This window comes from Brachybacterium sp. (genome assembly GCF_036379615.1).
GTDB lineage: Bacteria > Actinomycetota > Actinomycetes > Actinomycetales > Dermabacteraceae > Brachybacterium.
Genome location: NZ_DASVGJ010000052.1, coordinates 46,616 through 71,897, shown reverse-complemented (window position 1 = coordinate 71,897; position 25,282 = coordinate 46,616). Strand labels below are relative to the sequence as shown.

The following is a 25,282-nucleotide window of genomic DNA, read 5'->3' as shown; positions in this document are numbered from 1 at the left end:
CGTCGTCCGAGCTCACGCCCTCCCCGCCAACTCCTCCCGCACCCACGACCGCAAGGTCGTCGGTGTGCAGGAGACCAGCGACCGCGGCTGCTCCGGCACGAAGTCGTCGCGCAGCCCGGTGGACATGCCGAGCATCGCGTCGGCCATCGGCTCGGGCATTCCGGCGGCGAGCAGCTGCTCGCGCATCCGCTGATCCTCGATCCGCTCCACGGCGATGTCCCGGCCGAGCTCGGCGGTGAGCAGCTCGCTGACCTCCGACCAGCTGAGATCCTCCGGCCCGTGCACCGCCTGGACGCGACGCCCGCTCCAGGACGGGCTGAGCAGGGTCGCGGCGGCAACCTCGGCGATGTCCCGCGGTGCGACCCAGGCCATCGGCGCATCCAGCGGCAGCACGGTCTGCAGCTCCCCGGCACGCAGGGCGTCGAGATCGAGGGCCAGATTGGTGAAGAAGTAGCCGCAGCGGAGGTGCGTGACGTCGGTGCCGAGCGCATCCAGAGCGATCTCGGTCGCCGCGAGCCCGTCGATCTCGCCGGCGCCGTGGCGCTTCTCGGCCCCGACGCTGCTCTGGAACACCACGCGCGGGATCCGGTTCGCCGCCACTGCCGCGACGATCGCCTCCGTGGCGAGGGCGTGATCGGCGAGCGGGTCACCCGAGGCCGGGGGCGGATTCACCCAGTACACCGCGTCCACTCCACGTGTCGCCGCGACCACCTGGTCCTGGTCCCAGGAGTCCGCCTGCGCGACGTCGACGTGCTCGCGCATCTTTGAGTCGAGATCATCGGGGTGTCGCGTCAGCAGCAGTGGCCGTGTGCCGGCCCGGATCAGCATGCGGACGAGATGATGGCCGACGTGGCCCCTGGGAGTGGTCACTGCGATCCGCATGGGGCGGTCTCCTTCCGATCGGGGACGTCACGCTAGGCAGCGGGACGGTCAGATCCTGTCCCCGAAAGAGGCGCACAACGGCACCGCGGCGGGACGCGACTCTCAGCGCATGTACGCCTCGGCCAGCAGCTCCGCAGACCGCAGCCGCTGCTCCACCCGCGGGCCCTGGTGGGCGATGATCAGCTCGTCGGCGCCGGTGTTCTCGGCGAAGGCGGTGACCTTGTCCCGCACCAGGTCGGGGGTCCCGACGGCGCTGTACGTCGCCATCTGGTGCAGGTGCTGGGCCTGGGGAGCGGCCAGCAGCTCGTCGGCCTGCTCGTCGGTGTACTCGGTGCCCGGGCGCAGCAGGAGTGCGACTCGGCTGCGCATCATCTCCTGCTGCTGGCGCTCGGCGTCGGCCTGGTCGTCGGCGGCGATCACGTTGAAGCCGGCGATGACGTGAGACTTCTCGAGCTGCTCGGACGGTGAGAACTCGCGGCGGTACAGCGCGATCGCCTCGTGCAGGGCGCCCGGCGAGAAGTGCGAGGCGAAGGCGTAGGGCAGGCCGAGGGTGGCGGCCAGGCCCGCGCCGAACAGCGAGGAGCCGAGGATGTACAGCGGCACGTCGGTGCCGGTGCCCGGGTAGGCGTTCACGCCCGGGATCCGGGACTGTCCTTGCAGGTAGGCCTGCAGCTCCATGACATCCTCGGGGAAGGAGTCCGCGGAGGCGCCGTTGCGTCGCAGTGCGCGCATCGTGTTCTGGTCGGTGCCCGGCGCCCGCCCCAGTCCCAGCTCGATCCGCCCGGGATGGAGCGTCTCGAGCGTGCCGAACTGCTCGGCGATCACCAGAGGGGAATGGTTCGGCAGCATGATGCCGCCCGCTCCGAGCTTGATCGTGCTGGTGTGCGCGGCGACGTGGCCGATCAGCACCGCGGTGGCGGAGGACGCGATCGCCGCCATGTTGTGGTGCTCGGCGTACCAGACCCGCTGATACCCGGTCTCCTCCGCCGTCCGGGCCAGGGCGACCGTGCCCTCCAACGCCTCCGCCACGGACTGGTCACGGGCGACGGTGGCGAGGTCGAGGATCGAGAGCGGGACGGGCATGGGGCACCTTTCGACGTGTGGGGAGCGCCCGGTATCGGGGGCACCAGCAGGGACAACGCGCAGCAGGCTGCTTCTCTTCCCGGTGCCCTGGAAGGTCAGCCCAGCGCCCACCCGCCCCTGAGACGCCACGTCACGAGAAGGTCACGGCGGCCTCCCGCCCTTCGCCCCAGCTCCTCGAGAGCCCAGGATGGCCGCACCCCGCTGCAGGCGCACGGGACATGCCCACCCTCCCCTCCTCGTTGAAGGAGCAGCCATGTCCTACGTCCAGCCCGCTGATCTGGTGGACCGGCTCGTCGCCGCCGGCGCCTCGAAGGTCACCTATCCCGCCGGGGTCACCGTGCTCCGCGCGACCATGGCCGGGGCGATCCTCACCCTCGGCGCCGCCTTCGCCGTCACCGTCTCCACCCAGACCGGGGAGCCGCTGCTGGGTGCGCTGCTGTTTCCGATCGGTTTCATCCTGCTGTACCTGCTGGGCTACGACCTGCTCACGGGCGTGTTCACCCTGGTGCCGCTGGCGTGGATCGCGCGCAGGCCCGGCGTCACGTTCGGCTCGATGATGCGCACCTGGGGGCTCGTGTTCCTGGGGAACTTCCTCGGCGCGTTCACCGTCGCGGTGCTCATGGCCATCTTCTTCACCTACGGCTTCTCCACACCGCCGAGCGAGGTGGGGCTCGCGATCTCCGAGATCGGCCACGGCCGCACCGTCGGCTACGCGGATCACGGCGCCGCCGGCATGCTCACCCTGTTCGTGCGCGCGGTGCTGTGCAACTGGATGGTCTCCACCGGCGTGGTCGGCGCGTTCCTCACCGACAACGTGCTGGGCAAGATCGCCTGCATGTGGATGCCGGTGATGCTGTTCTTCTACATGGGCTTCGAGCACTCCATCGTGAACATGTTCCTGTTCCCCTCCGGCCTGCTGCTCGGCGCGGACTTCACGATCATGGACTACCTGATCTGGAACGAGATCCCGACGGTCCTGGGGAACCTGGTGGGCGGGCTGGTATTCGTGGGCCTCCCGCTCTACTACGCCCACCGCCGCCGCACCTCCGCCGGCACCGCCCAAGCCGCCCTCGCCGAGGTCGCGCCCGCCCCGGCCATCACCGCCCCGGCCACCTCCGCCGCGGCGGACACCGCCCCGGGCGGCGCTCCCGCGCCTCTCACCCCGCCCGCCGAAGGGCCCGCGGAGACCACCGAGCTGGTGGGAGCACCCCGATGAGCACCCCGACCAGCACCCGCATCGTGGTGATCGGCGCCGGGATGGCCGCGCACCGCCTGGTCGACTCCCTGGTCACCCGCGCCGAGGACCGCATCAGCATCACCGTGTTGGGGGACGAGGCGCGTCGCCCCTACGACAGGGTGGGCCTGACCCGCTTCTTCGACGGCGCGACCCCCGAGGAGCTCACCCTCGCGCACACCCTCTTCGAGGACCCCCGCGTCACCCTCCACGAGAGCGACCCGGCCACCGCGATCGACCGCACCGCCCGCACCGTCACCACCGCTTCCGGGGCCCTCCACCCCTACGATCACCTGGTCCTCGCCACCGGCTCGACCGCCTCGCGGCCCCCGATCGACGGCGCGGAGCTGCCCGGCTGCTTCGTCTACCGCACCCTGGAGGACGTCGCCGCGCTCCGCGCCCACGTCGAGGCTCGCGCCGCGCAGCTCGGCGCTGCGCAGTCCAACCCCGCGCAGTCCGACCGGCCCGTGCGCGGGATCGTCGTCGGCGGCGGGCTGCTGGGCCTCGAGGCCGCCGGCGCCCTGCAGGGCCTCGGCGCCGAGGCGACGGTGGTCCAGTCCGCCGACCGGCTGATGTCCGCCCAGCTCGACCTCCCCGCCGGGACGTCGCTGCGCCGTCTCATCGAAGCGCGAGGGATCGCGGTGCGCACAGAGGCTCGCACCACCGCCGTGCTCCCGGACGCCGACGGGCAGGCCGCTGCCGTCACCTTCCGCGACGGCACGCAGCAGCGCGCGGACCTGGTGGTCTTCACCGTCGGCGTGCGCCCCCGCGACGAGCTCGCCCGCGCCGCCGGCCTGGAGTGCGGGGACCGCGGCGGGGTGCGGATCGACGAGGCCTGCACCACCTCGGACCCGTCCGTGCACGCGATCGGCGAGGTCGCCTCCTTCGAGGGACAGTGCGTGGGCCTGGTCGCCCCCGGCTACGCGATGGCCGAGGTGGTGTGCGATCGGATCCTCGGCGGCCGGGCCACGTTCGCCGGCTACGACCTCTCCACCAAGCTCAAGCTCTCCGGCGTGGACGTCGCGAGCTTCGGCGACGCCTTCGCCACCACCCCCGGCGCCCTGGACGTGGTCTACACCGACCCCGTCGGCGGGGTGCACAAGAAGCTCGTCCTCTCCGACGACGCGCAGACCCTGCTGGGCGGGATCCTGGTGGGCGACGCCTCCGCCTACGGGGCGCTGCGACCCCTCGTCGGCGGCCCCCTCGGCGGCGACCCCGCCGCCTACCTCCTGCCCGCCGGCACCGCGGCGCCCAGCGCCGAGCTGCCCGACGCGGCGATCGTCTGCTCCTGCTCCTCGGTGAGCGCCGGAGCGATCCGCCACGCCGTGCGCGAGCAGGGCTGCACCGACGCCGCCGGGGTCGCCGCCTGCACGAAGGCCGGCGCCACCTGCGGCTCCTGCACCGCGACGGTCTCCTCCCTGGTCAGCGGGGAGCTGGCGACGCTCGGCCGTGCCGTGCGCACCGGATTGTGCGAGCACTTCGAGCTCTCCCGTCGCCAGCTGTTCGACGCCGTGCACGTCTCGGGCCTGACCACCTTCAGCGCCGTCATCGAGCGCTTCGGCCACGGGCGCGGCTGCGACATCTGCAAGCCCGTGCTCGCCAGCATCCTCGCCGTGCTCGGCGGCCAGCACGTGCTGGATGGCGAGAACGCCGCCCTGCAGGACACCAACGACCACGTCATGGCGAACCTCCAGAAGGACGGCACCTACTCGGTGGTCCCACGGATGCCCGCCGGGGAGGTCACCCCCGAGGGCCTGATAACGGTGGGGGAGGTGGCGCGCGACTTCGGGCTCTACACCAAGATCACCGGCGGCCAGCGGGTGGACATGTTCGGCGCCCGCCTCGAGGAGCTGCCCCTGATCTGGCAGCGCCTGACCGACGCCGGCTTCGAATCCGGCCACGCCTACGGCAAGTCCCTGCGCACCGTGAAATCCTGCGTGGGCTCGGCCTGGTGCCGGTACGGGGTGCTGGATTCCACCTCCATGGCCGTGCAGCTCGAGCTGCGCTATCGCGGACTGCGCGCCCCGCACAAGTTCAAGCTCGGGGTCTCCGGCTGCGCCCGCGAATGCGCCGAGGCCCGCAGCAAGGACGCCGGCATCATCGCCACCGCCCAGGGCTGGAGCCTGTACGTGGGCGGCAACGGCGGCGCCACCCCGCGCCACGCGCAGCTGCTCGCCGAGGGCCTGGACGACGAGACCCTGATCCGCACCCTGGACCGGTACTTCATGTACTACCTCCGCACCGCCGACAAGCTCCAGCGCACCGCCCCCTGGCTCGAGGCGCTCGAGGGCGGGATCGACGGCCTGTACGCCGTGATCATGGAGGACTCCCTGGGCCTGGCCCCGGACCTCGACGCCGCGATGGCCCGCCACGTCGAGAACTACCGCGACGAATGGGCGGAAACCCTCGCCGATCCGGCCAAGCTCGCCCGCTTCGACTCCTTCGTCAACGCCCCCACCACCCCGGATCCGGGCCTGGAGTATGTGGAGGAGCGCGGGCAGCCCCGCCCCGCCCGGCCGGGGGAGAACGGCACCCGGAAGGTCCTGATCGCCGGCACGACCCTGGAGGTACGACGATGAGCAGCACGATCACCAGCACCCCGACCAGCAGCCCGTCGGGCACCTCGACCCGCACCCTGTCGAGCACGCTGCCCGCGACGGCGACGCATCGCTTCGCCGCCCGCCGCACCGGCGCCCCGGCACTCGCCCCGGGGCTTGCTGCGAACTGGATCCGCCTGTGCCCGCTCAGCGCGCTCGAGGTGGAGCGAGGCCGCGCCGCGCTCGTGGGCGAGGAGCAGGTGGCCCTGTTCCTGCTGGCCGACGGCGACGTGCGCGCGGTCGACAACCACGACCCCTACTCGGGCGCGAACGTCATCTCCCGCGGCATCGTCGGCTCCCGCGGCAATCGCCCCACCATCGCCTCCCCGATGCACAAGCAGGTCTTCGACCTGCGCTCGGGGGTGAGCGTCGAGACCCGCGGCAAGGAGGTGCGGCGCCTGCGGGTCTGGCCTGTGCGCACCCTGGACGGCGAGCTCTACGTGCTGCGCGGCGGCGCGCGATGAGCACGGTGAGTGCGGGAACGACGGCGCAGGGGCCGACGGAGTTGGGCCCGGCGGGGCTGGGCCCGGCGGAGTTGGGCCCGGCGGGTTTGGGCCCGGCGGGGCTGGGGCCGACGGGCCCCGCTGCGGCGCCGATCCCGACGGGCCCCGCGGCGGGCCGGGTCGCGCTGGTGGGCGGCGGTCCCGGTCCGCTGGATCTCATGACCGTGCGCGCCCTGCGGCTGCTGCGCCGGGCCGACGTGGTCGTCGCCGACCGCCTCGGCCCCGCCGCCGAGATCCGCGACCAGCTGCGCCCCGGCACGCTGGTGCTCGACGTGGGCAAGCTCCCCGGTCACCACACCGTCCCGCAGGAGCGGATCAACGCCCTGCTCATCGAGCACGCACGCGCCGGCCGCGCCGTGGTGCGCCTCAAGGGCGGTGACCCCTTCGTGCTGGGCCGCGGCGGCGAGGAGCTGCTCGCCTGCCGCGAGGCCGGGATCGAGGTCGAGGTGGTCCCGGGGGTCAGCAGCGCGCTGGCCGTGCCGCAGGCGGCGGACGTCCCGGTCACCCACCGCGGCATCGCCTCCACGGTGCACATGCTGAGCGGGCATGACGTGGGTGGCCCGAAGGGCCCGTCGGCCGCGACCCTCGCCGCCCTCGCCGACGAGACCGTCACCACCGTGGTGCTGATGGGCGTCGCCGCCCTGCCCGGGCTCGTCGCCGCGGCGCTCGCGCACGGAGTGCCGGGGGAGCGGCCCGTCGCCTTGGTCGAGCAGGGCCACACCCCGCGCCAGCGCACCACCCGCACCACCCTCGCCCGAGCGGTCCAGGCCGCCGCGGCTGCAGGCGTCACCAGCCCGGCCGTGATCGTGATCGGCGAGGTGGCGCGCGCCGGGCTGCTCGAGCCGGTGCCGGCAGGCGTCCCCGTGCAGGTCCCCGCCGCATGAGCAGTCCCGTCGCGGCGCCCGGTGCGCTCGCAGGACTCCGCCTGGTGCTGGCCCTGGACCGCCGGGCGGGCGAGCTCGCCGCCGCCCTCGAGCGACGCGGCGCCGAGATCCAGCACGCCCCGGCGATGAGCATGATCCCCCATGTCGACGACCCGCTGCTGCTGGAGCGCACCGTCGCGCTCATCGCCGCTCCGCCCCAGCTGCTGATCGCCACCACCGGGGTGGGGATGCGCGGCTGGTTCGAGGCGGCCGAGGCCGCGGGGCTCGCCCCCGCCCTGCGCTCCGCGCTCGCCGACACCCGGATCCTCGCCCGCGGCGCCAAGGCGCAGGGCGCGCTGCAGCAGCTGGGACTGGCCGTGGACACGGTCGCCGCCAGCGGCACCTCCGCCGAGCTGATCACCCTTCTCGCAGGCCACGACCTGTGCGGGCTCCGCGTCGCCGTGCAGCATCACGGCTCTGGGGCCGACGGCCTCGACGAGGCGCTCCTGGGCGCCGGCGCCGAGGTCACGGCGCTGACCGTCTACCGCTGGGGGCCGCCCCGTGACCCGGCCGCCGTGCACCGCTCGGTGCTCGACGCGGCCGCGGGCACGGCCGACGGCGTGCTGTTCACCGCCGCGCCCGGCACCGAGAACTGGATGGCCGCGGCCGAGCGCGCCGGCGCCCTGCCCGGCATCACCGCCCGCGCCCGCTCCGGGCAGCTGCTGCTGGCCGCCGTCGGCCCTCTCACCGCTGCGCCCCTCGCTGCGCGCGGACTGCCTGCCCTGCTCCCCGCCCGCAGCCGGATGGGCGCGCTCGTGAAGGCCGTGACCTCGCACTTCACCACGGTCCCGGCCCCCATCACGGCCCCCACCGACCAGGAGATGCCATGACTCTCACCCTCGTCGCCTGCTCCCACGGCACCCGCTCCCCGGCGGGCCGCGCCGTGATCGCCCGGATCCGTGCCGCGCTCGCCCGCGCCCTGCCCGAGGCCGCGGTGCGCGAGGCGTACGTCGACGTCGAACAGCCCGAGGTCGCGGAGGTCGTCGTCCGCGCCGCGGCGCGGGGCCCCGTGATCGTGGTGCCGCTGCTGCTCTCGACCGGCTTCCACACCGTCGTGGACATCGCCGCAGCCGTCCGCCCGCACTCCGCGGCCTCCGCTGCGGCGCCCCTGGGCCCGCACCCGTTGCTGGTCGCGGCGCTGCGGGAGCGGCTCGCGGCGGTCAGCGCCGGCGACGCAGGGCACCGTCCCGGCGACCATGTGGTGCTCGCTGCGGCCGGCTCCTCGGACCCGGCCGCAGCCCGTGCCGTCGAGCACATGCGCGACCTGCTCGCCGCCCGCCTGCCCTGCCCCGTGAGCATCGGCTACGGCGCGGGCTGCGCCCCCTCGATCGCCGAGGCCGTCGCCGCCGCCCGTGATGCCGGCGCGCACCGCGTGATCGCGGCGAGCTATGTGCTGGCCCCAGGTCACTTCGCGGGGCTGATCGACGCCGCCGGGGCAGATCTCGTCTCGGCTCCGCTGGGGGACCATCCCGCGGTGATCCGGGTGGCCGCGCAGCGGGTCCGGGAGGCGCAGGCTGAGCTGAGCGCCCCGGGCACTGCCGTGACGTCCCGGGCGCCCGCGGATCAGTCCACCGGCGCCTCGGTCGGGGCGCGGTAGTCCTCGGGCAGAGCCGGCACCGGGGCCCCCGTCGCATCGTGGACGATGACGGCCTCGATGACCGGCTCCGGCCCGTCGACCTCGAGGCGGAGGGTCTCCAGCTGGACCGGCTCCGTCAACCGGTGGATCCGCCGCACGCCGATCGTGCCGCCCTCGGCCAGCACCGTCCCATCGGCCGCGAGGACCCGGTGGGACTGCACCCTCTGTCCGCCGGAGACGTCCTCCCGCAGCTCCACATGGTCGGCACGGGTGGGGCCCGGCAGGTTCGCGGTCACGGAGTGGGTGATGGCGCCGTTCACTGCGTCGAACCCTGCAGCGCCGTCACCGTCGGTCGCTGCATCGGTCGCCACATCGGCCGACGGGTCGAGCGACGCCTCGCACCCGGCGCCGAACCTCGCCCGCAGCGCGTCGCCGAACTCCGCGAGTCGGGCCAGGTCCTCGGGATCGATCCGTCCGCGCCGGTCCGGCGGGATGTTCAGCAGCAGGTTCGCGCCCAGCCCGATCGACCTGTCGTGGATCGCCAGCAGATGCTCGAGGGACTTGGGCGCATCGCCCGGCTGCCAGAACCACCCCCGACGGATCGAGACATCGCACTCCGGCGGCAGGTAGCGGCGCTCGCCGATGCCCACCACGTCCTCGTCGTAGTTGTTCAGATCGGTGGAATCGGTGACGTACTCGCAGGGATCCGAGGCGAGACCGTCCTCGTTGCCGACCCAGCGGATCGTGGCGGGCCCCATGTTGAAGACCATCGCGCCCGGCTGCAGCTCGTCGATCAGCGCCCCGATCCGGTCCCAGTCGTACTCGCGGCCCGCGGACCCGGCACCGTCGAACCACAGCTCCACCAGCTCGCCGTAGTGCGTGCACAGCTCCCGCAGCTGGGCCAGGTAGAACTCGTCGTACCGCTCGGCGTCCTCGTAGCACTCGGCGTTGCGATCCCAGGGCGAGAGGTAGAGCCCCAGCTGCAGCCCGTGGCGGCGGCAGGCCTCGGCGACCTCGGCCACCACGTCGCCCTTCGCGTCCTTCCACGGGGAGGAGGCGACCGAGTACTCGGTGGTCGCCGTGGGCCACAGGCAGAAGCCGTCATGGTGCTTCGCCGTGAGGATCACGTACGCGGCGCCGAGGTCGCGCGCGGCGCGCACCCACTCGTCCGCGTCGAGGTCCGAGGGGTCGAAGTCGGCGGCGGGGACGGTGCCGTCGCTCCACTCCTTCCCGGCGAAGGTGTTCACGCCGAAGTGGAAGAACACACCGAGGCCGGACTTCTGCCAGGCGAGCTGCTGGGGCGTGGGGCGGAGGATCGTCGTAGATGCCATGCGAGAAGTGTTCCAGAAAGGTGGGACGTCTACGAGGGGTGGGGGATAAGAATCTTGGATCGCGTGCAGGTTCTTTCGGCAGTGCGGGCGAGACGTCGGTACTCTTCGTGGGCGCGACGGTGTCTCCCCAGCCCCCGTGGCTCGCGCACCCCGCACCGTGCGCACGCCAACCCCGGCACGACGCGCATCCCCACCCCGACCCCCTGCGCGACGCTCACCCCACCCCGACCCCCTGCGCGACGCGCGTCCCCACCCCGAGCCACCTCCATTGTCACGAACCGGGGCTATCAGCTCACGTTATCCACCACCTTTGTGACACCACCACCTCGGTCCTTCCCCTCAGCGCCGGGGCCGACGTACCGCATGGTGCGACGTCGGGCGAGGGGCAGGTTCCGTCGGCCTACGCTCCTGCTTCCGCACCATGCTCCTGCTCCCGACCCGCGTGGTCTGGAACACTGGCCCGGAGCGCTGCCCGCTTCGATGCGCCTGACGAGATACGAGGTCGATGATGTCCATGCAGTACCGCACCCCCGCCCGCCTGGGCCGCCCCCTGTCCGTGATCGGACAGGGCTGCTGGCAGATCGGGGCCGACTGGGGCGAGGTCACCGACGACTCCGCACACGCCGTGCTCGAGGCGGCGCTCGGGGCCGGCGTCACCTTCTTCGACACCGCCGACGTCTACGGCGACGGACGCAGCGAGCAGCTGGTGGGCGCGATGCGCGCCCGCGTCGCCGAGGCCGGGGGTGCGGCGGGAGCCGAGGCGCCGTTCATCGCCACCAAGGCCTCCCGTCGCGCCGACCCCTTCGCCCCGGAGACCTTCACCGAGGAGAACCTGCGCGCCTGGGTGGAGCGCTCCCGGAAGAACCTCGCCATGGACACCCTGGACCTCGTCCAGCTGCACTGCCCGCCGCCCGCGGTCTACCGCGACGACCGCGTGTTCGACGTGCTCGACACCCTCGCGCAGGAGCAGAAGATCGCCGCCTGGGGCGTCAGCGTCGAGACCTGCGAGGAGGCCCTGATCAGCCTCGAGCGGGAGCACCTCGCCTCGATCCAGATCATCCTCAACCCGTTCCGCCTCAAGCCCCTGGACACGGTGCTGCCGACGGCTGAGGCGAAGGGCGTCGCGATCATCGCCCGCGTCCCGCTCGCCTCCGGTCTGCTCACCGGCAAGTTCTCCCCGTCCAGCCGCTTCGCCGCGAACGACCACCGCAGCTTCAACCGTCACGGCGAGGCCTTCGACCAGGGCGAGACCTTCTCCGGCGTCGACTACACGACCGGCCTGGCCGCTGTGGCACGGCTCGAGCAGGCCCTCGACGGGGCGATGCCGCTTCCCGAGGCCAGCCTGCGCTGGATCCTCGCGCAGAGCGGGGTCACCGCCGCCATCCCCGGCGCCAGCAGCGGCGAGCAGGCGCGCCGCAACGCCGCCGCCGGCAGCGCCCCCACCGCCGAGCAGGCGCAGGTCCTCGAGCGCTTCGGCACCGCCGTGCACGAGACCTACGACGAGCTGCTGCGCGAGGACATCCACCCGCGCTGGTGAGAGCGTCGGCCGAGGCCGGCGCTCCGTCCCGTCGGTCGGGACGCGATTGTGCGCCTGGCTTCCCGTCGTGGAAGTGGAGCGCACAATGGCGTGCTGCCGGCCCTGGCCTGACCTGGCCTGACCCGGCCTGCCCCGGCCTGACCCCGACCCTGTCCGGCCCCGACCCGGCCCCGGCCGGCCCCGGCCTGACCCGACCCGACCTGGCCCCGGACCCGACCCGACCCGACCCCAGATCCGACCCTGTCCGGCCCCGCCCGCCCCTGAGGAGCACTCCCCATGACCCGTCCGAACATCGTGTTCATCATGAGCGACGACCACGCCGCCCACTCGATCTCCGCCTACGGCAGCCGGGTCAACACCACCCCGCACATGGACCGCCTCGCCGCTGAGGGCGCCCGGATGGACGCGGTGTACTGCACCAACGCCATCTGCACCCCCTCTCGCGCCTCGATCCTCACCGGCACCTACAGCCACATCAACCGCGCCCCGTCGATCTACTCCGAGTTCGACCATCGGGTGCGCACCGTCCCCGAGGTGCTCAGCGAGTGCGGCTACCAGACCGCGCTGTACGGCAAGTGGCATCTGGGCCGCTCCGAGCGCTCGCGGCCGCGCGGCGTCGACGACTGGCGGATCTATCCCGACCAGGGCGCCTACGTGGATCCGGTGATGATCGGCCCGGACGGTGAGGAGACCCACGAGGGCTACGCGACCGACATCGTCACCCGGCAGAGCCTGGACTTCCTGGACCGCCGCGATCCCGAGCGGCCCTTCAGCCTGATGGTCCATCACAAGGCCCCGCACCGGCCCTGGGTCCCGCACCCCCGCTACGAGGGGAGGTACGAGGCCGGCACCATCCCCGAGCCCGAGACCATGTGGGATGACCACGCCTCCCGTGCCCAGGTGGTGCGCGAGGTCGCGATGCAGCTCGACGACCTGCGGCCCACCGACTACAAGGACGAGCTGCCGGCCGAGCTCGAGGGCGATGACGAGGCCACGCGCCGGGCGCGGTCGTCGTGGAAGTACCAGCGCTACATGCGCGACTACCTGCGCTGCGTCCAGGCGGTCGACGACTCCGTGGGCGAGATCCTGAACTACCTCGAGGAGAACGGACTGGCCGAGAACACGCTCGTCATCTACACCTCCGACCAGGGGTTCTTCCTCGGCGACCACGGCTGGTTCGACAAGCGCCTGATGCTCGACGAGTCGCTCACCATGCCGATGCTGGTGCGCTGGCCCGCGCAGGTGCCGGCCGGCTCCCGCGTCACCGACATCGTCTCGAACGTGGACTTCGCCGCGACCCTGCTCGAGGCCGCGGGCGCCGAGCCCTCGGCCCTGCCCGATCAGCAGGGGCGGAGCTTCCTGACCCAGCTGCGCGGCGAGGACGTGGAGGACTGGCGCCAGGCCGTCTACTACCGCTACTGGGAGCACGACGACCCCGAGCACCACGCCCCCGCCCACTACGGCGTGCGCACCCCCACCCACAAGTACATCCGCTACTACAACGACGGATTGGGCACCCCCGGCTCCTCGGACCGGATCATGCCGATCGAGGATGAGCTGTACGACCTGGTCGCCGATCCCCGCGAGATGACCAACGTGGTGGAGGATCCCGCGTACGCGGAGGTGCTCGAGGAGCTGAGGTCCCTCACCGCACAGCTGCAGGCGGAGTACGGGGACGCCCCGTACGAGGGCCCGGACACGCCCCGGCTGGAGTGGCCGACGGCCTGAGCCGATCGCCGCAGGCCATCCCCCGAGCCGACGAGCCTGCCGGCCCTCCTCAGACCGCGGCCTCGGCGTCGTCGTCCGCGGTGACGTCGTGCTCGATGTCGGCCAGGAGGTGGGCGCCGCCGACGGGGTCGCTGATCCAGTCCGTCAGCTCCCAGCCCTCCTCGGGGTCGCCGGTGAGAGTGACCATGCCGGTGTTGTACAGCGGCCGGTCGTGCCAGGCATCGGCGCCGAGACCGGCCACCACCGAGGCGAACACCCGGATCGCGGCGCCGTGGCTGACCGCGACGACCGTCGCGTCCGGCCCGTGGACCCGCGCGATGTGGCGCAGCGCGCCGGTGAACCGGCCCCAGAACTGCTCCCCGCTCTCCCCACCCGGCAGAGCGCCTGTGAGATCGCCGCCGGCCCATCGCGCCTGGCCGCTGCGGTAGAGATGGACGGCGTCCTCGTCGCGTCGGCCCTGGAGGTCCCCGGCGCTGATCTCCTCCAGGCCCCGGGTGATCCGCGGGCTGATGTCCAGCGCAGCGGCCAGCGGGGCGGCGGTCTCATGGGTTCGCAACAGGGGAGAGACGTGCAGTCCGTCGATCCGCTCGTGCGCGAGCGCGGCGGGCACCGCCTCCGCCTGGGCGCGGCCCAGGGGAGTGAGCCCCGGCCCGGGATGGTCGGCATCGAGGATCCCGTCGACGTTGCTGGGGGTCTGGCCGTGGCGGAGCAGGAGAAGACGCATGGCTCGCACCGTACGCGAACTCGGCCTCGTCGCTGCGGGTCGCCTGGTCGTCGTGGGCTGGTCTCGTCGTCGTGGACTGTCGTGGCCGTCCCCCGCGGGCTACGCTCGCCACACCTCCGCATCCTCGCCAAGGGAGCACCTCCATGCGCCGCAGCATCGTCAACGATCCCGAGGACCTCGTCCCCGAAGCCCTCGAGGGCCTTGTGCTCAGCCACCCGCAGCTGCTCGAGCTGGATCAGGAGCACCGCGTCATCACCCGCCGCGAACGCGCCACGGACAAGGTGGGCCTGGTCTCCGGCGGCGGCTCCGGCCACGAGCCCCTGCACGCCGGGTTCGTCGGCACCGGGATGCTCGACGTCGCCGTCGCCGGCGCCGTGTTCGCCAGCCCCACCGCCCTGCAGGTGCTCGCGGGGACCAAGGCGGCCGACGCAGGCCGAGGCGTGGTCCAGATCGTCAAGAACTACACCGGCGACGTGCTGAACTTCCGCATCGCCGGGGAGATCAGCGGCGACGACCGGATCGACACCGAGATCGTGCTGGTCGACGACGACCTGGCCACCGACACCGGGGACCAGGACGGCCCCGGTCGCCGCGGCACCGCCGCCACCGTCATCGTCGAGAAGCTGTGCGGCGCCGCCGCCGAGGCCGGGGCGAGCCTCACCGAGGTCGCCGACATCGGCCGCCGCGCCGCCTCCCGCGCCCGCACCATGAGCCTCGCCCTCTCCGCCGGCACCCATCCCGGGGACGCCGAACCCCAGTTCACCCTCGAGGACGACGAGGTGGAGCTGGGCGTCGGCATCCACGGGGAGCGCGGCCGCGGGCGCGTGCCCTTCACCGGTGCGGACGGCCTCACCGACCTGCTGCTGGACCCGCTGGTCGAGGAGCTCGGGCTGCAGCGCGGCGATGACGTGCTCGCGATCGTCAACGGGCTCGGCGGCACCTATCCGCTCGAGCTGAACCTCGTCGCGCGCGCCCTGCACCATCGCCTGGCAGGCCGCGGCGTCTCCCTCGACCGCTCCCTCGTCGGCTCCTACGTGACCAGCCTGGACATGCACGGCATCTCGATCACCCTGATGCCGCTGGACGACGAGCAGCGCGGGCTGTGGGATGCTCCCGTCCGCACCCCCGCCCTGACCTGGTAAGGAACCACCCCATGAACGATCAGACCCCCAGCAGGACCCTCCCCGCGAGCTTCGGCCGCGCCTTCGTCCTCACCCTGCGCGAGGCGCTCGTGGGCTCCGCGGACGAGCTCGGAGACCTCGATCGACGCGCCGGCGACGGCGACTTCGGCACCAATGTCCGCACCGCGATGAAGCACCTCGACCAGAACCTCGAGGCCGACGACCCCAGCAGCTACCGCGAGTGGCTGACCGCGCTGTACATGGCATGGCTCGGCGTGGGCGGCACCAGCGGCCCCCTGTTCGGCATGTTCTTCCGCGACCTCGCCAAGGCCGGGGAGGCGGCGAGCGCAGACGGAGAAGCCGACGGGGACGCTGCCGCGAGCGCCGCCCCGGACGCCGGCGGGAGCGCTGACGCGCCCACCATCACCCAGTTCGCCGACGCGCTCGCCGCCGGCCAGGCCACCGTGCAGCGCTACGGCGAGGCGAAGGTGGGCGACAAGACGATGATCGACGCGCTCGATCCGGCCGTCACCGCCCTGCGCGAGGCCCTCGAGGCCGACGAGGAGACCACCGCCGTCGAGGCCCTGTTCGCGGCCGAGGATGCGGCGGTCGCCGCAGCCACCGCCACCGCGCGGACCACCGCGCGCCGCGGCCGTGCCAGCTACGTCGGCGACGCCTCCCAGGGCATCATCGACCCCGGCGCCGCCGCCATGGCCCTGGTGATCAGCTCCGCCCGCGCCGGGGCCGACGGCTCCGGCGTCGCGAACCTCGGCTGGATCCTCTGACCCCGCCCGCCACGACCGCCATCGCAGGCGGCACCCGCCACTGACAGGTACTGCCAGGGCCTCCCTGCCGGGGCCGCCTCGCCCTACGCTCGTCGGATGGATTCCACACGGGAGCTCGCGGCGCGCCCCGCCGACCGCCGGGCGTCGCCGCGCCTCACCCTCGCCCTCGCCTCGTCGGGCTTCTTCCTCATCACCCTCGACGTGCTCATCGTCAACCTCGCCCTGCCCAGCATCGGACAGGGCCTCGGCGGCGGAACCAGCGCCCAGCAGTGGATCCTCGACGGGTACACCCTCTTCTTCGCAGCCCTGCTGCTGTGCGCGGGGAACCTCTCCGACCGTCTCGGGGCGCATCGTGCCTATGCCATCGGCCTCGCGGTGTTCCTGATCTCCTCCGTGCTGTGCGCGCTCGCGCCGTCGGTCGTGCTGCTCGTCGCGGCGCGCTGCCTCCAGGGCGCGGCGGCCGCGCTGATGCTGCCCGCCTCGATGGCGCTCGTGCGCGAGGCATTCGAGGACCCGCGCGAGCGCGCGACGGCGCTGGGCGTCTGGGCATCCGGGGGAGCGGTGGCCTCGGCGGCGGGCCCGCTGCTGGGCGGCACCCTCTCCGCCCTCGACTGGCGGCTGATCTTCTGGATCAACGTGCCGGTGTGCCTGGTGATGCTGGTGCTCGGCCGACGGATCGACGCCTCGCCGCGCCGGCCGGGCCACTTCGACTGGCTCGGTCAGGGGCTCGCGCTCCTGGGCCTCGGGGCGCTGATCGTCGCGCTCATCGAAGGGGCCGGGCCCGGCTACGGGTCGCCGGCCATCCTCGCCCTGTTCGCACTCGCCGGGATCGGGATTCTCGGCTTCGTGCTCGCCCAGGCTCGGGTGGCGCATCCGATGATGCCGCTGTCGCTGTTCCGGCCGGTCCCGCTCCGGATCGCGATGTTCGGCGGGTTCGTGTTCATCCTGACCTGGTTCGGGACAGTGTTCCTGGCGAGCCTGTTCCTCCAGCAGCAGCTCGGGCTCAGTCCCGCGATCGCGGGACTGTGCTTCCTGCCCTCCGCAGTGGTGAGCTTCTTCGGCAACGTCGCCAGCGGCCACCTCGCCAATCGCTTCGGCACCCGCTTCCCGACGGCGCTGGGCCTGACCTCGATGACGCTGGGCGTGATCGGCCTGATCCTCGCCGCGAGCGGCGAGTCGGTCCTCGCGATCACGCTGCTGGTGGTGCTCGTCGGCGCAGGCGGTTCCGTCGCGACCCCACCCTTCGCCGGGGTGGTCCTCAGCCACGCACAGCCGGGGCAGGCAGGGATCGCCAGCGCCAGTGCGAACATGTTCCGCCAGGTGGGTGGGGCGCTCGCCATCGCCGTGTTCGGGGCCCTCATCGCCGGGGGATGGGGCTTCGTCACCGGCATGCAGGTCGCCCTCGCCAGCGCGGCGGTCCTGGGCGTGATCGCGGCGCTGCTGTGCCTGCGGCTGGACCGCACCATCGAGCCCGCGTCGGTGCCCGGCCCGCGCTGAACCCGGGCCACGGCGCCCGATCCGCGCTGCACCCGGGACCCCACCGCCCGCGACGGACCGCCGCTCCCGCCGGGGTGGTGCGCTGATAGGTTCGCTCTTCGTGTCGGATCTCCTCACCCTGCTCCCCGAGCTCAGCGCGTCGTCGTGGCTGCTGGTGGTGCTCGGTGCGCTGATCGTCGGCTTCTCGAAGACGGCCCTCCCCGGAGCCGGCACGCTCGCTGCCGGTGCGTTCGCCCTGGCCATGCCGGCGAAGGAGTCAACGGCCGCGCTCCTGCTGCTGCTCATCGTCGGCGACATGACCGCGCTGTGGGTGTACCGACGCGAACCCGACTGGCGCACCCTCGCGCGCCTGCTGCCCAGCGCGATGATCGGCGTGGTCCTGGGGGCGTTCTTCTTCGCCGCGGTGGATGACCGCACTGTCAGCCTCACCATCGGCGTGATCCTGCTGGTCCTCGTGACCCTCACCCTCGGCCGACGCCTGCGCGCCCGCCGCCGTGCCCTGGAGGACACGGGCGCCGCGTCGGGCAGAACCGCCGAGTCGGGCAGAACCGCCGCGTCGGGTGAGAACGCCGGATCGGGCGGGGGCGGCGCGGCCGGCGAGGAGCCGGCGACCGGCAGTCGGCGGGGCGCCGCCGCGACCGCGCAGGGGATCGGCTACGGACTGCTGGGCGGCTTCACCACGATGGTCGCCAACGCCGCCGGGCCCGTGATGTCGCTGTATCTGCTGATGATGCGGATGCCGGTGATGACGTTCCTGGGCACCTCCGCGTGGTTCTTCGCGGTGATCAACCTGTTCAAGCTGCCGTTCTCCGCAGGGCTCGGCCTGTTCTCGCGCGAGATCCTCGTGCTGGACCTGCTGCTGGTCCCGGTGGTGCTGATCGCCGCCTACCTCGGGGCGAGGGTCGCGCGCCGCATCCCGCAGTCCGTCTTCGACAAGCTCGTGCTGGGCCTGACCGTGCTCGCGTCGATCGGCCTGCTGATCCCCTGAGCCGGTCCGAGCAGGGTGCTCGGCTCAGTCCGCTGTCGGTGGATCCGACAGGGCGCCGGGAGCCCGATGCGCCCCGGCCGACCAGGCGCCGAGCTCCTCGATCGCCGTGAGCAGCTCGGGCGGATCGATCACCTCGACGGGCGCCCCGATGAGCGCGAGCTGCATCGCGAGCCAGTGCATCTCATGGGCCCCCGCCCGCAGAATGCAGGCGTCGGACCCGTCGGCCGTGACCGTGCCGGACCGGGCGGGGACCTGCGGGGCGACCTCCTCGATCGGGGCGAGGATCCGCACCGTCGCCGTCGTGGGATAGCCGCCCACCGTGATCGACTCCCGCACCGACGCCTCGATGTCAGGGGTGGGGCGAGGGGTGAAGGTGAAGGTCGAGGCGTGCACCGCATGCATGCGGTCCAGGCGGAAGGTGCGCCAGTCCTCGCGGCCCAGGTCCCAGGCGAACAGGTACCAGCGCCCCTCCACCGAGAGCACCCGGTACGGCTCGAGGCGACGCTCGGCGCGGTCGCCGTCTGCCCGCTCGTAGTCCACCCGCACCCGCACGCCGTCGCGCACGGCGGACGCGAGCCTCATCAGCACCTCGGAGCGGATCTCGGCGGCGGGGCGCGAGATCACGCCCGTCGCCTCGCTGATCGCACCGACCTCCGCCCGCACCGGTGCCGGCAGGATGCGGTCCAGCGCCGCGAGCGCGCGCAGCGCCTCCTCGTCCAGACCCTCCACCCCGGAGGCGGCGGCCAGGCGCAGGCCGACGGCCACGGCGGTCGCCTCGCTCGAGCTCAGCAGCAGCGGCGGCAGCGCGCGGCCCGCCCCCAGCTGGTAGCCGCCGCCGTGGCCGGCGGAGGTCAGCACCGGGTAGCCGAGCTCCCGCAGCCGGTCCACGTCCCGCCGCACCGTCCGCGTGGTCACCCCCATCTCGAGGGCGAGCTCCGGCCCGGTCCACACCGACTTCGACTGCAGCAGGGCCAGCAGCCGCAGCGCCCTCGTCGTCACATCGCTCATGGGAGCACTCTGCCGCACTTCACGGACAGAAGCTGTCCGCCATGGCGCGAAGAGTTGCTCTTGCCCGACCAGCCCGACCAGCCCGACCAGCCCGGCCGCACCGCCGTGCGGCCCACCCGAGGAGATGACCCAGATGCCCTTCCTGACCCCCGAGAGCACCGACGAGAACGACACTCTCGCCACCTTCGCCCAGCAGCAGATCAACCAGGTCGCCACCGCCCTGCACGGGCTGGACCGCGAGCAGCTCGCCGCCGTGCCGAGCGCGTCGGGGATGAGCCTCGGGGCGCTCGCCCGGCACGTCATCTTCATCGGGGGCGGCGCGGCCCGGACCATCGCCGCGGCGCCCGGGCCGGGTCTGGACCCCGACCGCACGCCCGACCAGGCCCAGCGGGAGGGCGGGCTCGCGCCGGACGCACTGCGCGAGGAGGACACGGCGCAGTCGCTCATCGACGAGCTCCACCAGGCCGGGCAGGATCTCGCCGCGGCGATCCGCGCGGCCGAGCTCGACACCCTCGGCCCCGTGCCCGCGGCACCCTGGTTCGAGGGGCGCACCACCTGGAGCATGCGCTGGTACGCCCTCCACCAGGTCGAGGAGAACGCCCGTCACGCCGGCCACGCGGACATCCTGCGCGAATCGATCGACGGCAAGGGGGCCTATGAGCTGAACGCCCTCGCCGCCGGGGAGACCTGGCCGCCCGCCGGCTGGTGAGAGCTCTCCGGAGCGGGGCCCGGGCTCCGAGCTCGGGCCCCGCGCCCGCACCCCCCACCTGCCGCCACGAGAAGGGATCTCCCATGACCAGCGACCGTGCACCGGATGCCGACGCCCCCTCTGCAGATCACGGCGGCGCGCCCGCATCACCCCGCGGAAGGGGCGGCGACCTGCCCTCGGTGCTCATCGACCAGATCGAGGTCCATGTCCGTGAGCACCTGCGGCCCCGTCTCGAGGGGCTCACCGACGAGGAGTACTTCTTCGACCCGAGCGGACGGGGCCGCGCCTGGACCGTCCACCCCCGGATCCCGGACGCGGAGCTCCCGCCCACCCGGCTCCAGGGCGGGTCCGGCGAGATGGTCATCGACTTCGAGGCGCCGGAGCCCACGCCCGCGCCGCTCACCACGATCGCCTGGCGGCTCGGCCACCTCATCGTCGGCGTGCTCGCGCTGCGCAGCCATTCCCACTTCAGGGGACCGACCGCGGACTACATGACCTGGGACTACGCCGCCACCGCGACGGAGGCGCTCGCCCAGTTCGACGCCGAGTACGAACGCTGGATCTCGGGCGTGCGCAGCTGGAGCGCGGAGGACCTCCTGGTCGCCGTCGGCGAGGCAGAGGGTCCGTGGGCGGAGCACTCCCGCGCCACCCTCGTCGCGCACATCAATCGCGAGCTCATCCATCACCTCGCCGAGATCGCGCTGCTGCGCGACCTGTGGGCGCATCGGGGATGAGCGACGTGTCGGTGATCGGACGCAGGTGCTCAGTCGCCCTGCCCGGCGGGGACGCCTGCGCCCGCCAGCCCGTTGCGCGAGGCCCGACCCGGCGTCATGAACGTCTGCAGAGCGAGCACAGCGGCACCCACCGCGCAGGGATGGGGCTGGACCTGGGAGACGGATGCTGACACCTCCGTGCCGAGACTGCGGGCGCGGGCGGTGAACAGACGGTCCATCGTCTCTCCCACCAGCGCCGGTGCCGCCTGCATGCCCGGCCCTGAGAGCACCACCGTACGGATCCCCAGCCAGCTGGTCGCCGACCACACCGCCTGTGCGACCGCCGAGACCGCAGCGACGAACACGTCCCGTGCCCGGGGGTCGCCGCGATCGGCGGCCAGCGCGATCAGCACGACATCGCTGCTGAGGGAGGAGTCGGTGAGGCGCAGCCCCAGATGGTGGGCGAGATCGCCTGTGCGTGAGGCGCGCTCGATGATGGCGCGGGCCGAGGCGTACTGGTGCAGGCAGCCGCGTCCGCCGCAGACGCAGGGCGGCCCCCCGGGATCGATGCCCACATGGTCCAGGGAGGCGGAGCTGTTCGGGCCGAGCTGCAGGGGCCGGCCGTCCTGCAGGATCGCCAGACCGAGCCCCGCGTCCATGTGCACCGTCGCGCACAGGCCGCTCTCGGGCTGCTCGCCGCTCCAGAAGCTGCCCAGCGCCGCGCAGGCCGGTGCGTTCGCGCTGATGAAGGGGATCTCCAGTCCGTCGGTGAGTCCCTGCAGCAGCTCCGGACCGTGGTCGCCGAACCCGTGAGGGATCGCCAGGCCGATCCCGGTCGCCGAGTGCGCCTGGCTCTCCGGGCGGATCATCGTCAGGGCCCGGCGCAGTGCCCCGCCCACCTCCGCCAGCTCGGGAGAGGGGCCCAGCGGCACCGCGACCCGGGCGCGCAGGGCGCCCGTGAGGTCCACGCCGGCCAGCGAGAGCCGGTCCGCGTCGATCGTGCATCCGATCGCCCAGCGGGCCTGGTCGTTCAGTCGCAGCAGGGAGGCGCGCTTGCCGCCGTTGGAGCGCGCGAAGCCCGATTCGAGGAGAAGCTCCGCCTCGAGCAGTCGCTTCACGGCGTAGGTGACCGTCGCCGCGGTCACCCCCAGCTCGCGGGAGATCTCCACCCGGCTGGTCTCGTGGCGTCGGCGCACGATCTCGAGGATCGCCGTGTCGGTATCGGTGGCCGATGCTCGCCGCTCGCCCGTGGTGCCCATCCCGTCTCCTCTCCGCGCTCGCCGTGGCGCCCTCCGTGATTTCTGGACAGAAGTCCACCGCCGCAGGTGAGGCGGTCTCGGGGTGTCCGTCGAGCCAGTCTCGCACTCTGGCGACGGCGCCATGACGGACCGGGCCGTGATTGTTTCGTTGCCTGCCGGTGATGTCGACGCTGTTGACGCGGCGTGACCCAGGTCTCCATACTATTCTTACTTCATTAAACAAATGAAGAAAGCTCCGAGGGAGCGATCGATCCTCACGCATCGATGCGTGACAAGGCCTCACGCGCCGATGCGTGACAAGGAGAGCAACGATGCACCTGAGTCGTCGAGACCTGTACAAGCTGACCGCGCTCGGCGCGGCGCCCGTGGCACTGGCCGCATGCGGCACTGCCTCCAACCTGGAGACCGGAGGCGGGGGAGGGGGCGACGAGAAGCCGATCCTCACCGTCAATGCCACCGCCGGTCAGCTCGCCAAGAACTTCAACCCGCATTCACCGTCCGTCGTGCACATGATCCAGGGCCTGCTCTACGAGACCCTGTTCTACTTCAACCCCCTCGAGGCCATCGATCAGGAGCCTGTGCCTCTGCTGGGGGAGAGCTTCGAATGGAACGAGGAGGGCACCGTCCTCACCGTGATGGTGCGCCAGGGTGTGGTCTGGACCGACGACACCCCCTTCACCGCTCACGACGTCGCCTTCACCTTCACCAAGATCCATGACACCGAGGCGCTCAACGCCGGCGGCTCCGCTCCGACGGCCGAGGCGCTGGACGATGCGACGGTCGAGATCACCTATGCGGAGCCCTCGTTCACCGAGGGCCCCAACGCCCTGTCGCGCACCTGGATCATCCCCGAGCACCTCTTCGCCGATGTCGAGGACCTCGCCACCGACGCCAACGAGGAGCCGGTGGGCACCGGTCCGTTCCGCTTCGAGGACTTCACTCCCGAGTCCTATCTGCTGCTCGCCAACGAGAAGTACTGGGAGGAGGGCAAGCCGGCCATCGGCGGTGTGCGCGTGATGACCACCGCCGGCAACCAGTCCGCCACCGACATGTGGCTCTCCGGCGAGATCGACTACATGTCCGCGGCGATCCCGAACCTCGAGGAGCACGTCGCGAACAATCCTGACCTCACCTTCACCAACACCGGCATCTCCCAGATCGCCCTGATGGCCTCCTCCAACCCGGAGCTGGGCAGCGAGGGTCCGCAGACGGATGCTGCCGTGCGCAAGGCGCTGTACTTCGGGATGGACCGCGAGCAGCTGTCCAAGCTCGCGTTCTTCGATCTGGGTGCGGATATCTCCCCGTCCTTCGCCCTGCCGGATCGCGATGCCGACTTCATCGATCCCTCGATCGATCTCGCGCCCTGGAACGCCCAGCCCGAGGAGGTGAAGAAGGTCCTCGAGGACGCCGGCTACGAGCTCGGCTCCGATGGCGTCTACGCCAAGGGCGATGTGCGCGTCTCGATGACGATCTCCTGCCCCACCGGCTGGTCCGACTACGTCACCGCGCTGGACACCCTCGCTGAGCAGTACAAGCAGGTCGGCATCGAGCTGATCCCCCAGCAGGTCTCCGTGAACGAGTGGAACGACGCGAAGGCCACCGGCACGTTCCAGCTGGTGATCGACGCCGTCGGCCAGGGCCCCGCGCCGGACCCGTACTACCCGTACCGCAACCAGTTCTCCACCGACAACACGGTTCCCGTGGGCGAGAACGGCAACCCGTACGAGAACATCACCCGCTTCTCGGACCCGGACGTCGACGCCGCCGTGGCCGCCGCCGCGGCCACCGATGATCCCGAGGCGAAGAAGGAGCAGTACTTCATCATCCAGCAGCGCCTGGTCGAGGTGATGCCCGCGATCCCGGTGCTGATCGGCTCGAGCCTGACGCAGTACAACACCTCCAAGGTCACCGGGTGGCCCACCCAGGACGACCTCTACGCCTACCCGATGTCCTGGGCTTCGCCCGACAGCGCCATGGTCCTCAAGGCAGTCGTCCCCGCGACCTGACCCATCGGCCCCCCGCACCCGGTCCACCGCGCCACGGCGGCGGGCCGGGTGCGGGGCCCGCGCCTGCCGTGACGAAAGGATCCCTCGGACGTGCATCTGCTTCGCAAGCTCGGGTTCTACCTGGTGGCCCTCTGGGCCGCGGTGACCCTCAACTTCTTCATCCCCCGCCTCCTCCCGGGCAGCCCGGTCGATGCCGTGCTGGCCAAGCTCGCCCTGCGCGGTCCGGTGGATCCGGGCACCCGACGGGCCATCGAGGTGATGCTCGGGGCCGACACCGAGAAGCCGCTTCCCCAGGAGTACTTCGAGTACCTCGGCGGGCTGCTCACCGGTGACCTCGGCGTCTCGGTCACCTACTTCCCCACCCCGGTCGTCGAGGTGGTGGGCCAGTCACTGCCCTGGACCCTGGTCCTGGTGGGCCTGGCCACCGCCTTCACGTTCGTGCTCGGGATGGTGCTGGGCACAGTGGTCGGCTGGCGGCGCGGCACCTGGCTGGACTCCCTCATCCCGGCGACGACGATCCTGCAGGCCGTGCCGTACTTCTGGCTTGCTCTGCTGTTCATCTACGTGCTCTCGGTGAACCTGGGGATGTTCCCGATCTCCGGCGGCTACGACTTCACACTGGTGCGGCCGGCGTTCGACTACCCCTTCCTGTCCAACGCGATCTATCACGGCTTCCTGCCGGCGCTGACGATCGTGCTGTCCTCGCTCGGCGGCTGGCTGCTGGGAATGCGCAACATGATGGTCTCCACCCTCAGCGAGGACTACATCCTCACCGCCGAGGCCAAGGGCCTGTCGCCGCGCCGCGTGATGCTCATGTATGCGGCCCGCAACGCGATGCTGCCCAGCGTCTCGGGGTTCGCGATCTCCCTGGGCTTCGTGGTCTCCGGGTCGATCGTGGTGGAGACGGTGTTCTCCTACCCGGGCGTCGGATTCACCATGCTGCAGGCCGTGCAGAACAACGACTACTCGCTCATGCAGGGCATGTTCCTGATCATCACCGTCTCCGTCCTCGCCGCGAACCTCGTGGTGGACCTGCTGTACGGCGTGATCGACCCCCGCACCCGGGCCCGAGGCTGAG

General features: G+C 72.3%; 22 protein-coding genes. 16 read left to right on the top strand and 6 right to left on the bottom strand.

Annotated features, from left to right (window positions below):
• Positions 1–12 precede the first annotated feature (12 nt).
• Both VF289_RS10090 and VF289_RS10085 read right to left on the bottom strand, forming a co-directional pair.
• Positions 13–882, bottom strand: coding sequence for an NAD(P)H-binding protein (locus VF289_RS10090; RefSeq protein WP_330883638.1), 870 nt, complete (start codon positions 880–882; stop codon positions 13–15).
• 102 nt (positions 883–984) lie between these two features.
• Positions 985–1,965 (bottom strand): LLM class flavin-dependent oxidoreductase, encoded by a 981-nt coding sequence (locus tag VF289_RS10085; protein ID WP_330883636.1) that lies wholly within the window; start codon positions 1,963–1,965, stop codon positions 985–987.
• 253 nt (positions 1,966–2,218) lie between these two features.
• On the opposite strand from VF289_RS10085, the gene VF289_RS10080 reads away from it, so the two are divergent.
• The 6 genes from VF289_RS10080 (at position 2,219) to VF289_RS10055 (ending at position 8,819) form a co-directional block, all read left to right on the top strand.
• On the top strand, positions 2,219–3,181 hold the full coding sequence (locus VF289_RS10080) for a formate/nitrite transporter family protein (protein WP_330883634.1): 963 nt from the start codon (positions 2,219–2,221) through the stop codon (positions 3,179–3,181).
• Entirely contained in the window at positions 3,178–5,778 is a 2,601-nt protein-coding gene (gene nirB / locus VF289_RS10075) for a nitrite reductase large subunit NirB (RefSeq protein ID WP_330883632.1), read from the top strand. Before VF289_RS10080 ends, nirB begins: the two co-directional genes overlap by 4 nt.
• A complete protein-coding gene (gene nirD / locus VF289_RS10070; RefSeq protein WP_330883630.1) occupies positions 5,775–6,260 on the top strand; it encodes a nitrite reductase small subunit NirD in 486 nt (161 codons plus the stop codon). Before nirB ends, nirD begins: the two co-directional genes overlap by 4 nt.
• Positions 6,261–6,346: 86 nt before the next feature.
• Complete coding sequence (cobA, locus tag VF289_RS10065) at positions 6,347–7,183, top strand: uroporphyrinogen-III C-methyltransferase (protein WP_330883817.1); 837 nt, start codon at positions 6,347–6,349, stop codon at positions 7,181–7,183.
• A complete protein-coding gene (locus VF289_RS10060; RefSeq protein WP_330883628.1) occupies positions 7,180–8,052 on the top strand; it encodes a uroporphyrinogen-III synthase in 873 nt (290 codons plus the stop codon). Before cobA ends, VF289_RS10060 begins: the two co-directional genes overlap by 4 nt.
• Positions 8,049–8,819 carry a sirohydrochlorin chelatase gene (locus tag VF289_RS10055; protein WP_330883626.1) on the top strand — a complete coding sequence of 257 codons (771 nt, stop codon included), beginning with the start codon at positions 8,049–8,051 and terminating at the stop codon, positions 8,817–8,819. The genes VF289_RS10060 and VF289_RS10055 overlap by 4 nt, the downstream gene beginning before the upstream one ends.
• On the opposite strand, the gene VF289_RS10050 is transcribed toward VF289_RS10055, so the two are convergent.
• Positions 8,786–10,129 (bottom strand): alpha-L-fucosidase, encoded by a 1,344-nt coding sequence (locus VF289_RS10050; protein WP_330883624.1) that lies wholly within the window; start codon positions 10,127–10,129, stop codon positions 8,786–8,788. The two genes, VF289_RS10055 and VF289_RS10050, sit on opposite strands and share 34 nt — an antisense overlap.
• A gap of 514 nt (positions 10,130–10,643) precedes the next feature.
• Here VF289_RS10050 and VF289_RS10045 point away from each other — a divergent pair.
• Positions 10,644–11,666: an aldo/keto reductase gene (locus tag VF289_RS10045; protein WP_330883622.1), complete on the top strand. Its 1,023-nt coding sequence runs from the start codon at positions 10,644–10,646 to the stop codon at positions 11,664–11,666.
• Between the two features lie 276 nt (positions 11,667–11,942).
• Positions 11,943–13,394 (top strand): sulfatase, encoded by a 1,452-nt coding sequence (locus VF289_RS10040; RefSeq protein ID WP_330883620.1) that lies wholly within the window; start codon positions 11,943–11,945, stop codon positions 13,392–13,394.
• 49 nt (positions 13,395–13,443) lie between these two features.
• Here VF289_RS10040 and VF289_RS10035 read toward each other — a convergent pair whose 3' ends face one another.
• Positions 13,444–14,118 carry a histidine phosphatase family protein gene (locus tag VF289_RS10035; protein ID WP_330883619.1) on the bottom strand — a complete coding sequence of 225 codons (675 nt, stop codon included), beginning with the start codon at positions 14,116–14,118 and terminating at the stop codon, positions 13,444–13,446.
• Positions 14,119–14,261: 143 nt separating this feature from the next.
• Here VF289_RS10035 and VF289_RS10030 point away from each other — a divergent pair, with 143 nt between their 5' ends.
• From VF289_RS10030 to VF289_RS10015, 4 genes are all read left to right on the top strand, one after another.
• On the top strand, positions 14,262–15,260 hold the full coding sequence (locus tag VF289_RS10030; protein ID WP_330883617.1) for a dihydroxyacetone kinase subunit DhaK: 999 nt from the start codon (positions 14,262–14,264) through the stop codon (positions 15,258–15,260).
• Between the two features lie 11 nt (positions 15,261–15,271).
• Positions 15,272–16,024: a DAK2 domain-containing protein gene (locus tag VF289_RS10025; RefSeq protein WP_330883615.1), complete on the top strand. Its 753-nt coding sequence runs from the start codon at positions 15,272–15,274 to the stop codon at positions 16,022–16,024.
• Positions 16,025–16,120: 96 nt separating this feature from the next.
• A complete protein-coding gene (locus VF289_RS10020; RefSeq protein ID WP_330883613.1) occupies positions 16,121–17,521 on the top strand; it encodes an MFS transporter in 1,401 nt (466 codons plus the stop codon).
• Between the two features lie 100 nt (positions 17,522–17,621).
• The gene (locus VF289_RS10015; protein ID WP_330883611.1) at positions 17,622–18,509 is read left to right on the top strand and encodes a sulfite exporter TauE/SafE family protein; all 888 of its coding nucleotides are present in this window, start codon (positions 17,622–17,624) and stop codon (positions 18,507–18,509) included.
• Between the two features lie 24 nt (positions 18,510–18,533).
• Here VF289_RS10015 and VF289_RS10010 read toward each other — a convergent pair whose 3' ends face one another.
• Complete coding sequence (locus VF289_RS10010; RefSeq protein ID WP_330883609.1) at positions 18,534–19,517, bottom strand: YafY family protein; 984 nt, start codon at positions 19,515–19,517, stop codon at positions 18,534–18,536.
• A 124-nt stretch (positions 19,518–19,641) separates the two neighbouring features.
• Between VF289_RS10010 and VF289_RS10005 the strand changes: the two genes are divergently transcribed.
• Positions 19,642–20,226 (top strand): DUF664 domain-containing protein, encoded by a 585-nt coding sequence (locus VF289_RS10005; RefSeq protein WP_330883607.1) that lies wholly within the window; start codon positions 19,642–19,644, stop codon positions 20,224–20,226.
• An 83-nt stretch (positions 20,227–20,309) separates the two neighbouring features.
• Positions 20,310–20,960, top strand: coding sequence for a DinB family protein (locus tag VF289_RS10000; protein WP_330883605.1), 651 nt, complete (start codon positions 20,310–20,312; stop codon positions 20,958–20,960).
• Between the two features lie 29 nt (positions 20,961–20,989).
• Here VF289_RS10000 and VF289_RS09995 read toward each other — a convergent pair whose 3' ends face one another.
• Positions 20,990–22,198: an ROK family transcriptional regulator gene (locus VF289_RS09995; RefSeq protein ID WP_330883603.1), complete on the bottom strand. Its 1,209-nt coding sequence runs from the start codon at positions 22,196–22,198 to the stop codon at positions 20,990–20,992.
• 311 nt (positions 22,199–22,509) lie between these two features.
• Between VF289_RS09995 and VF289_RS09990 the strand changes: the two genes are divergently transcribed.
• Positions 22,510–24,204, top strand: coding sequence for an ABC transporter substrate-binding protein (locus VF289_RS09990; RefSeq protein WP_330883601.1), 1,695 nt, complete (start codon positions 22,510–22,512; stop codon positions 24,202–24,204).
• Between the two features lie 90 nt (positions 24,205–24,294).
• Complete coding sequence (locus VF289_RS09985; RefSeq protein WP_330883599.1) at positions 24,295–25,281, top strand: ABC transporter permease; 987 nt, start codon at positions 24,295–24,297, stop codon at positions 25,279–25,281.
• Position 25,282: the final 1 nt, after the last annotated feature.

Excerpts from the sequence above, each read along its gene's own strand:
- VF289_RS10090 (WP_330883638.1), bottom strand. The coding sequence starts at position 882 with ATGCGGATCGCAGTGACCACTCCCAGGGGCCACGTCGGCCATCATCTC.
- VF289_RS10085 (WP_330883636.1), bottom strand. The coding sequence starts at position 1,965 with ATGCCCGTCCCGCTCTCGATCCTCGACCTCGCCACCGTCGCCCGTGAC.
- VF289_RS10080 (WP_330883634.1), top strand. The coding sequence starts at position 2,219 with ATGTCCTACGTCCAGCCCGCTGATCTGGTGGACCGGCTCGTCGCCGCC.
- nirB (WP_330883632.1), top strand. The coding sequence starts at position 3,178 with ATGAGCACCCCGACCAGCACCCGCATCGTGGTGATCGGCGCCGGGATG.
- nirD (WP_330883630.1), top strand. The coding sequence starts at position 5,775 with ATGAGCAGCACGATCACCAGCACCCCGACCAGCAGCCCGTCGGGCACC.
- VF289_RS10060 (WP_330883628.1), top strand. The coding sequence starts at position 7,180 with ATGAGCAGTCCCGTCGCGGCGCCCGGTGCGCTCGCAGGACTCCGCCTG.
- VF289_RS10055 (WP_330883626.1), top strand. The coding sequence starts at position 8,049 with ATGACTCTCACCCTCGTCGCCTGCTCCCACGGCACCCGCTCCCCGGCG.
- VF289_RS10050 (WP_330883624.1), bottom strand. The coding sequence starts at position 10,129 with ATGGCATCTACGACGATCCTCCGCCCCACGCCCCAGCAGCTCGCCTGG.
- VF289_RS10045 (WP_330883622.1), top strand. The coding sequence starts at position 10,644 with ATGCAGTACCGCACCCCCGCCCGCCTGGGCCGCCCCCTGTCCGTGATC.
- VF289_RS10040 (WP_330883620.1), top strand. The coding sequence starts at position 11,943 with ATGACCCGTCCGAACATCGTGTTCATCATGAGCGACGACCACGCCGCC.
- VF289_RS10035 (WP_330883619.1), bottom strand. The coding sequence starts at position 14,118 with ATGCGTCTTCTCCTGCTCCGCCACGGCCAGACCCCCAGCAACGTCGAC.
- VF289_RS10030 (WP_330883617.1), top strand. The coding sequence starts at position 14,262 with ATGCGCCGCAGCATCGTCAACGATCCCGAGGACCTCGTCCCCGAAGCC.
- VF289_RS10025 (WP_330883615.1), top strand. The coding sequence starts at position 15,272 with ATGAACGATCAGACCCCCAGCAGGACCCTCCCCGCGAGCTTCGGCCGC.
- VF289_RS10020 (WP_330883613.1), top strand. The coding sequence starts at position 16,121 with ATGGATTCCACACGGGAGCTCGCGGCGCGCCCCGCCGACCGCCGGGCG.
- VF289_RS10010 (WP_330883609.1), bottom strand. The coding sequence starts at position 19,517 with ATGAGCGATGTGACGACGAGGGCGCTGCGGCTGCTGGCCCTGCTGCAG.
- VF289_RS10005 (WP_330883607.1), top strand. The coding sequence starts at position 19,642 with ATGACCCAGATGCCCTTCCTGACCCCCGAGAGCACCGACGAGAACGAC.
- VF289_RS10000 (WP_330883605.1), top strand. The coding sequence starts at position 20,310 with ATGACCAGCGACCGTGCACCGGATGCCGACGCCCCCTCTGCAGATCAC.
- VF289_RS09995 (WP_330883603.1), bottom strand. The coding sequence starts at position 22,198 with ATGGGCACCACGGGCGAGCGGCGAGCATCGGCCACCGATACCGACACG.
- VF289_RS09990 (WP_330883601.1), top strand. The coding sequence starts at position 22,510 with ATGCACCTGAGTCGTCGAGACCTGTACAAGCTGACCGCGCTCGGCGCG.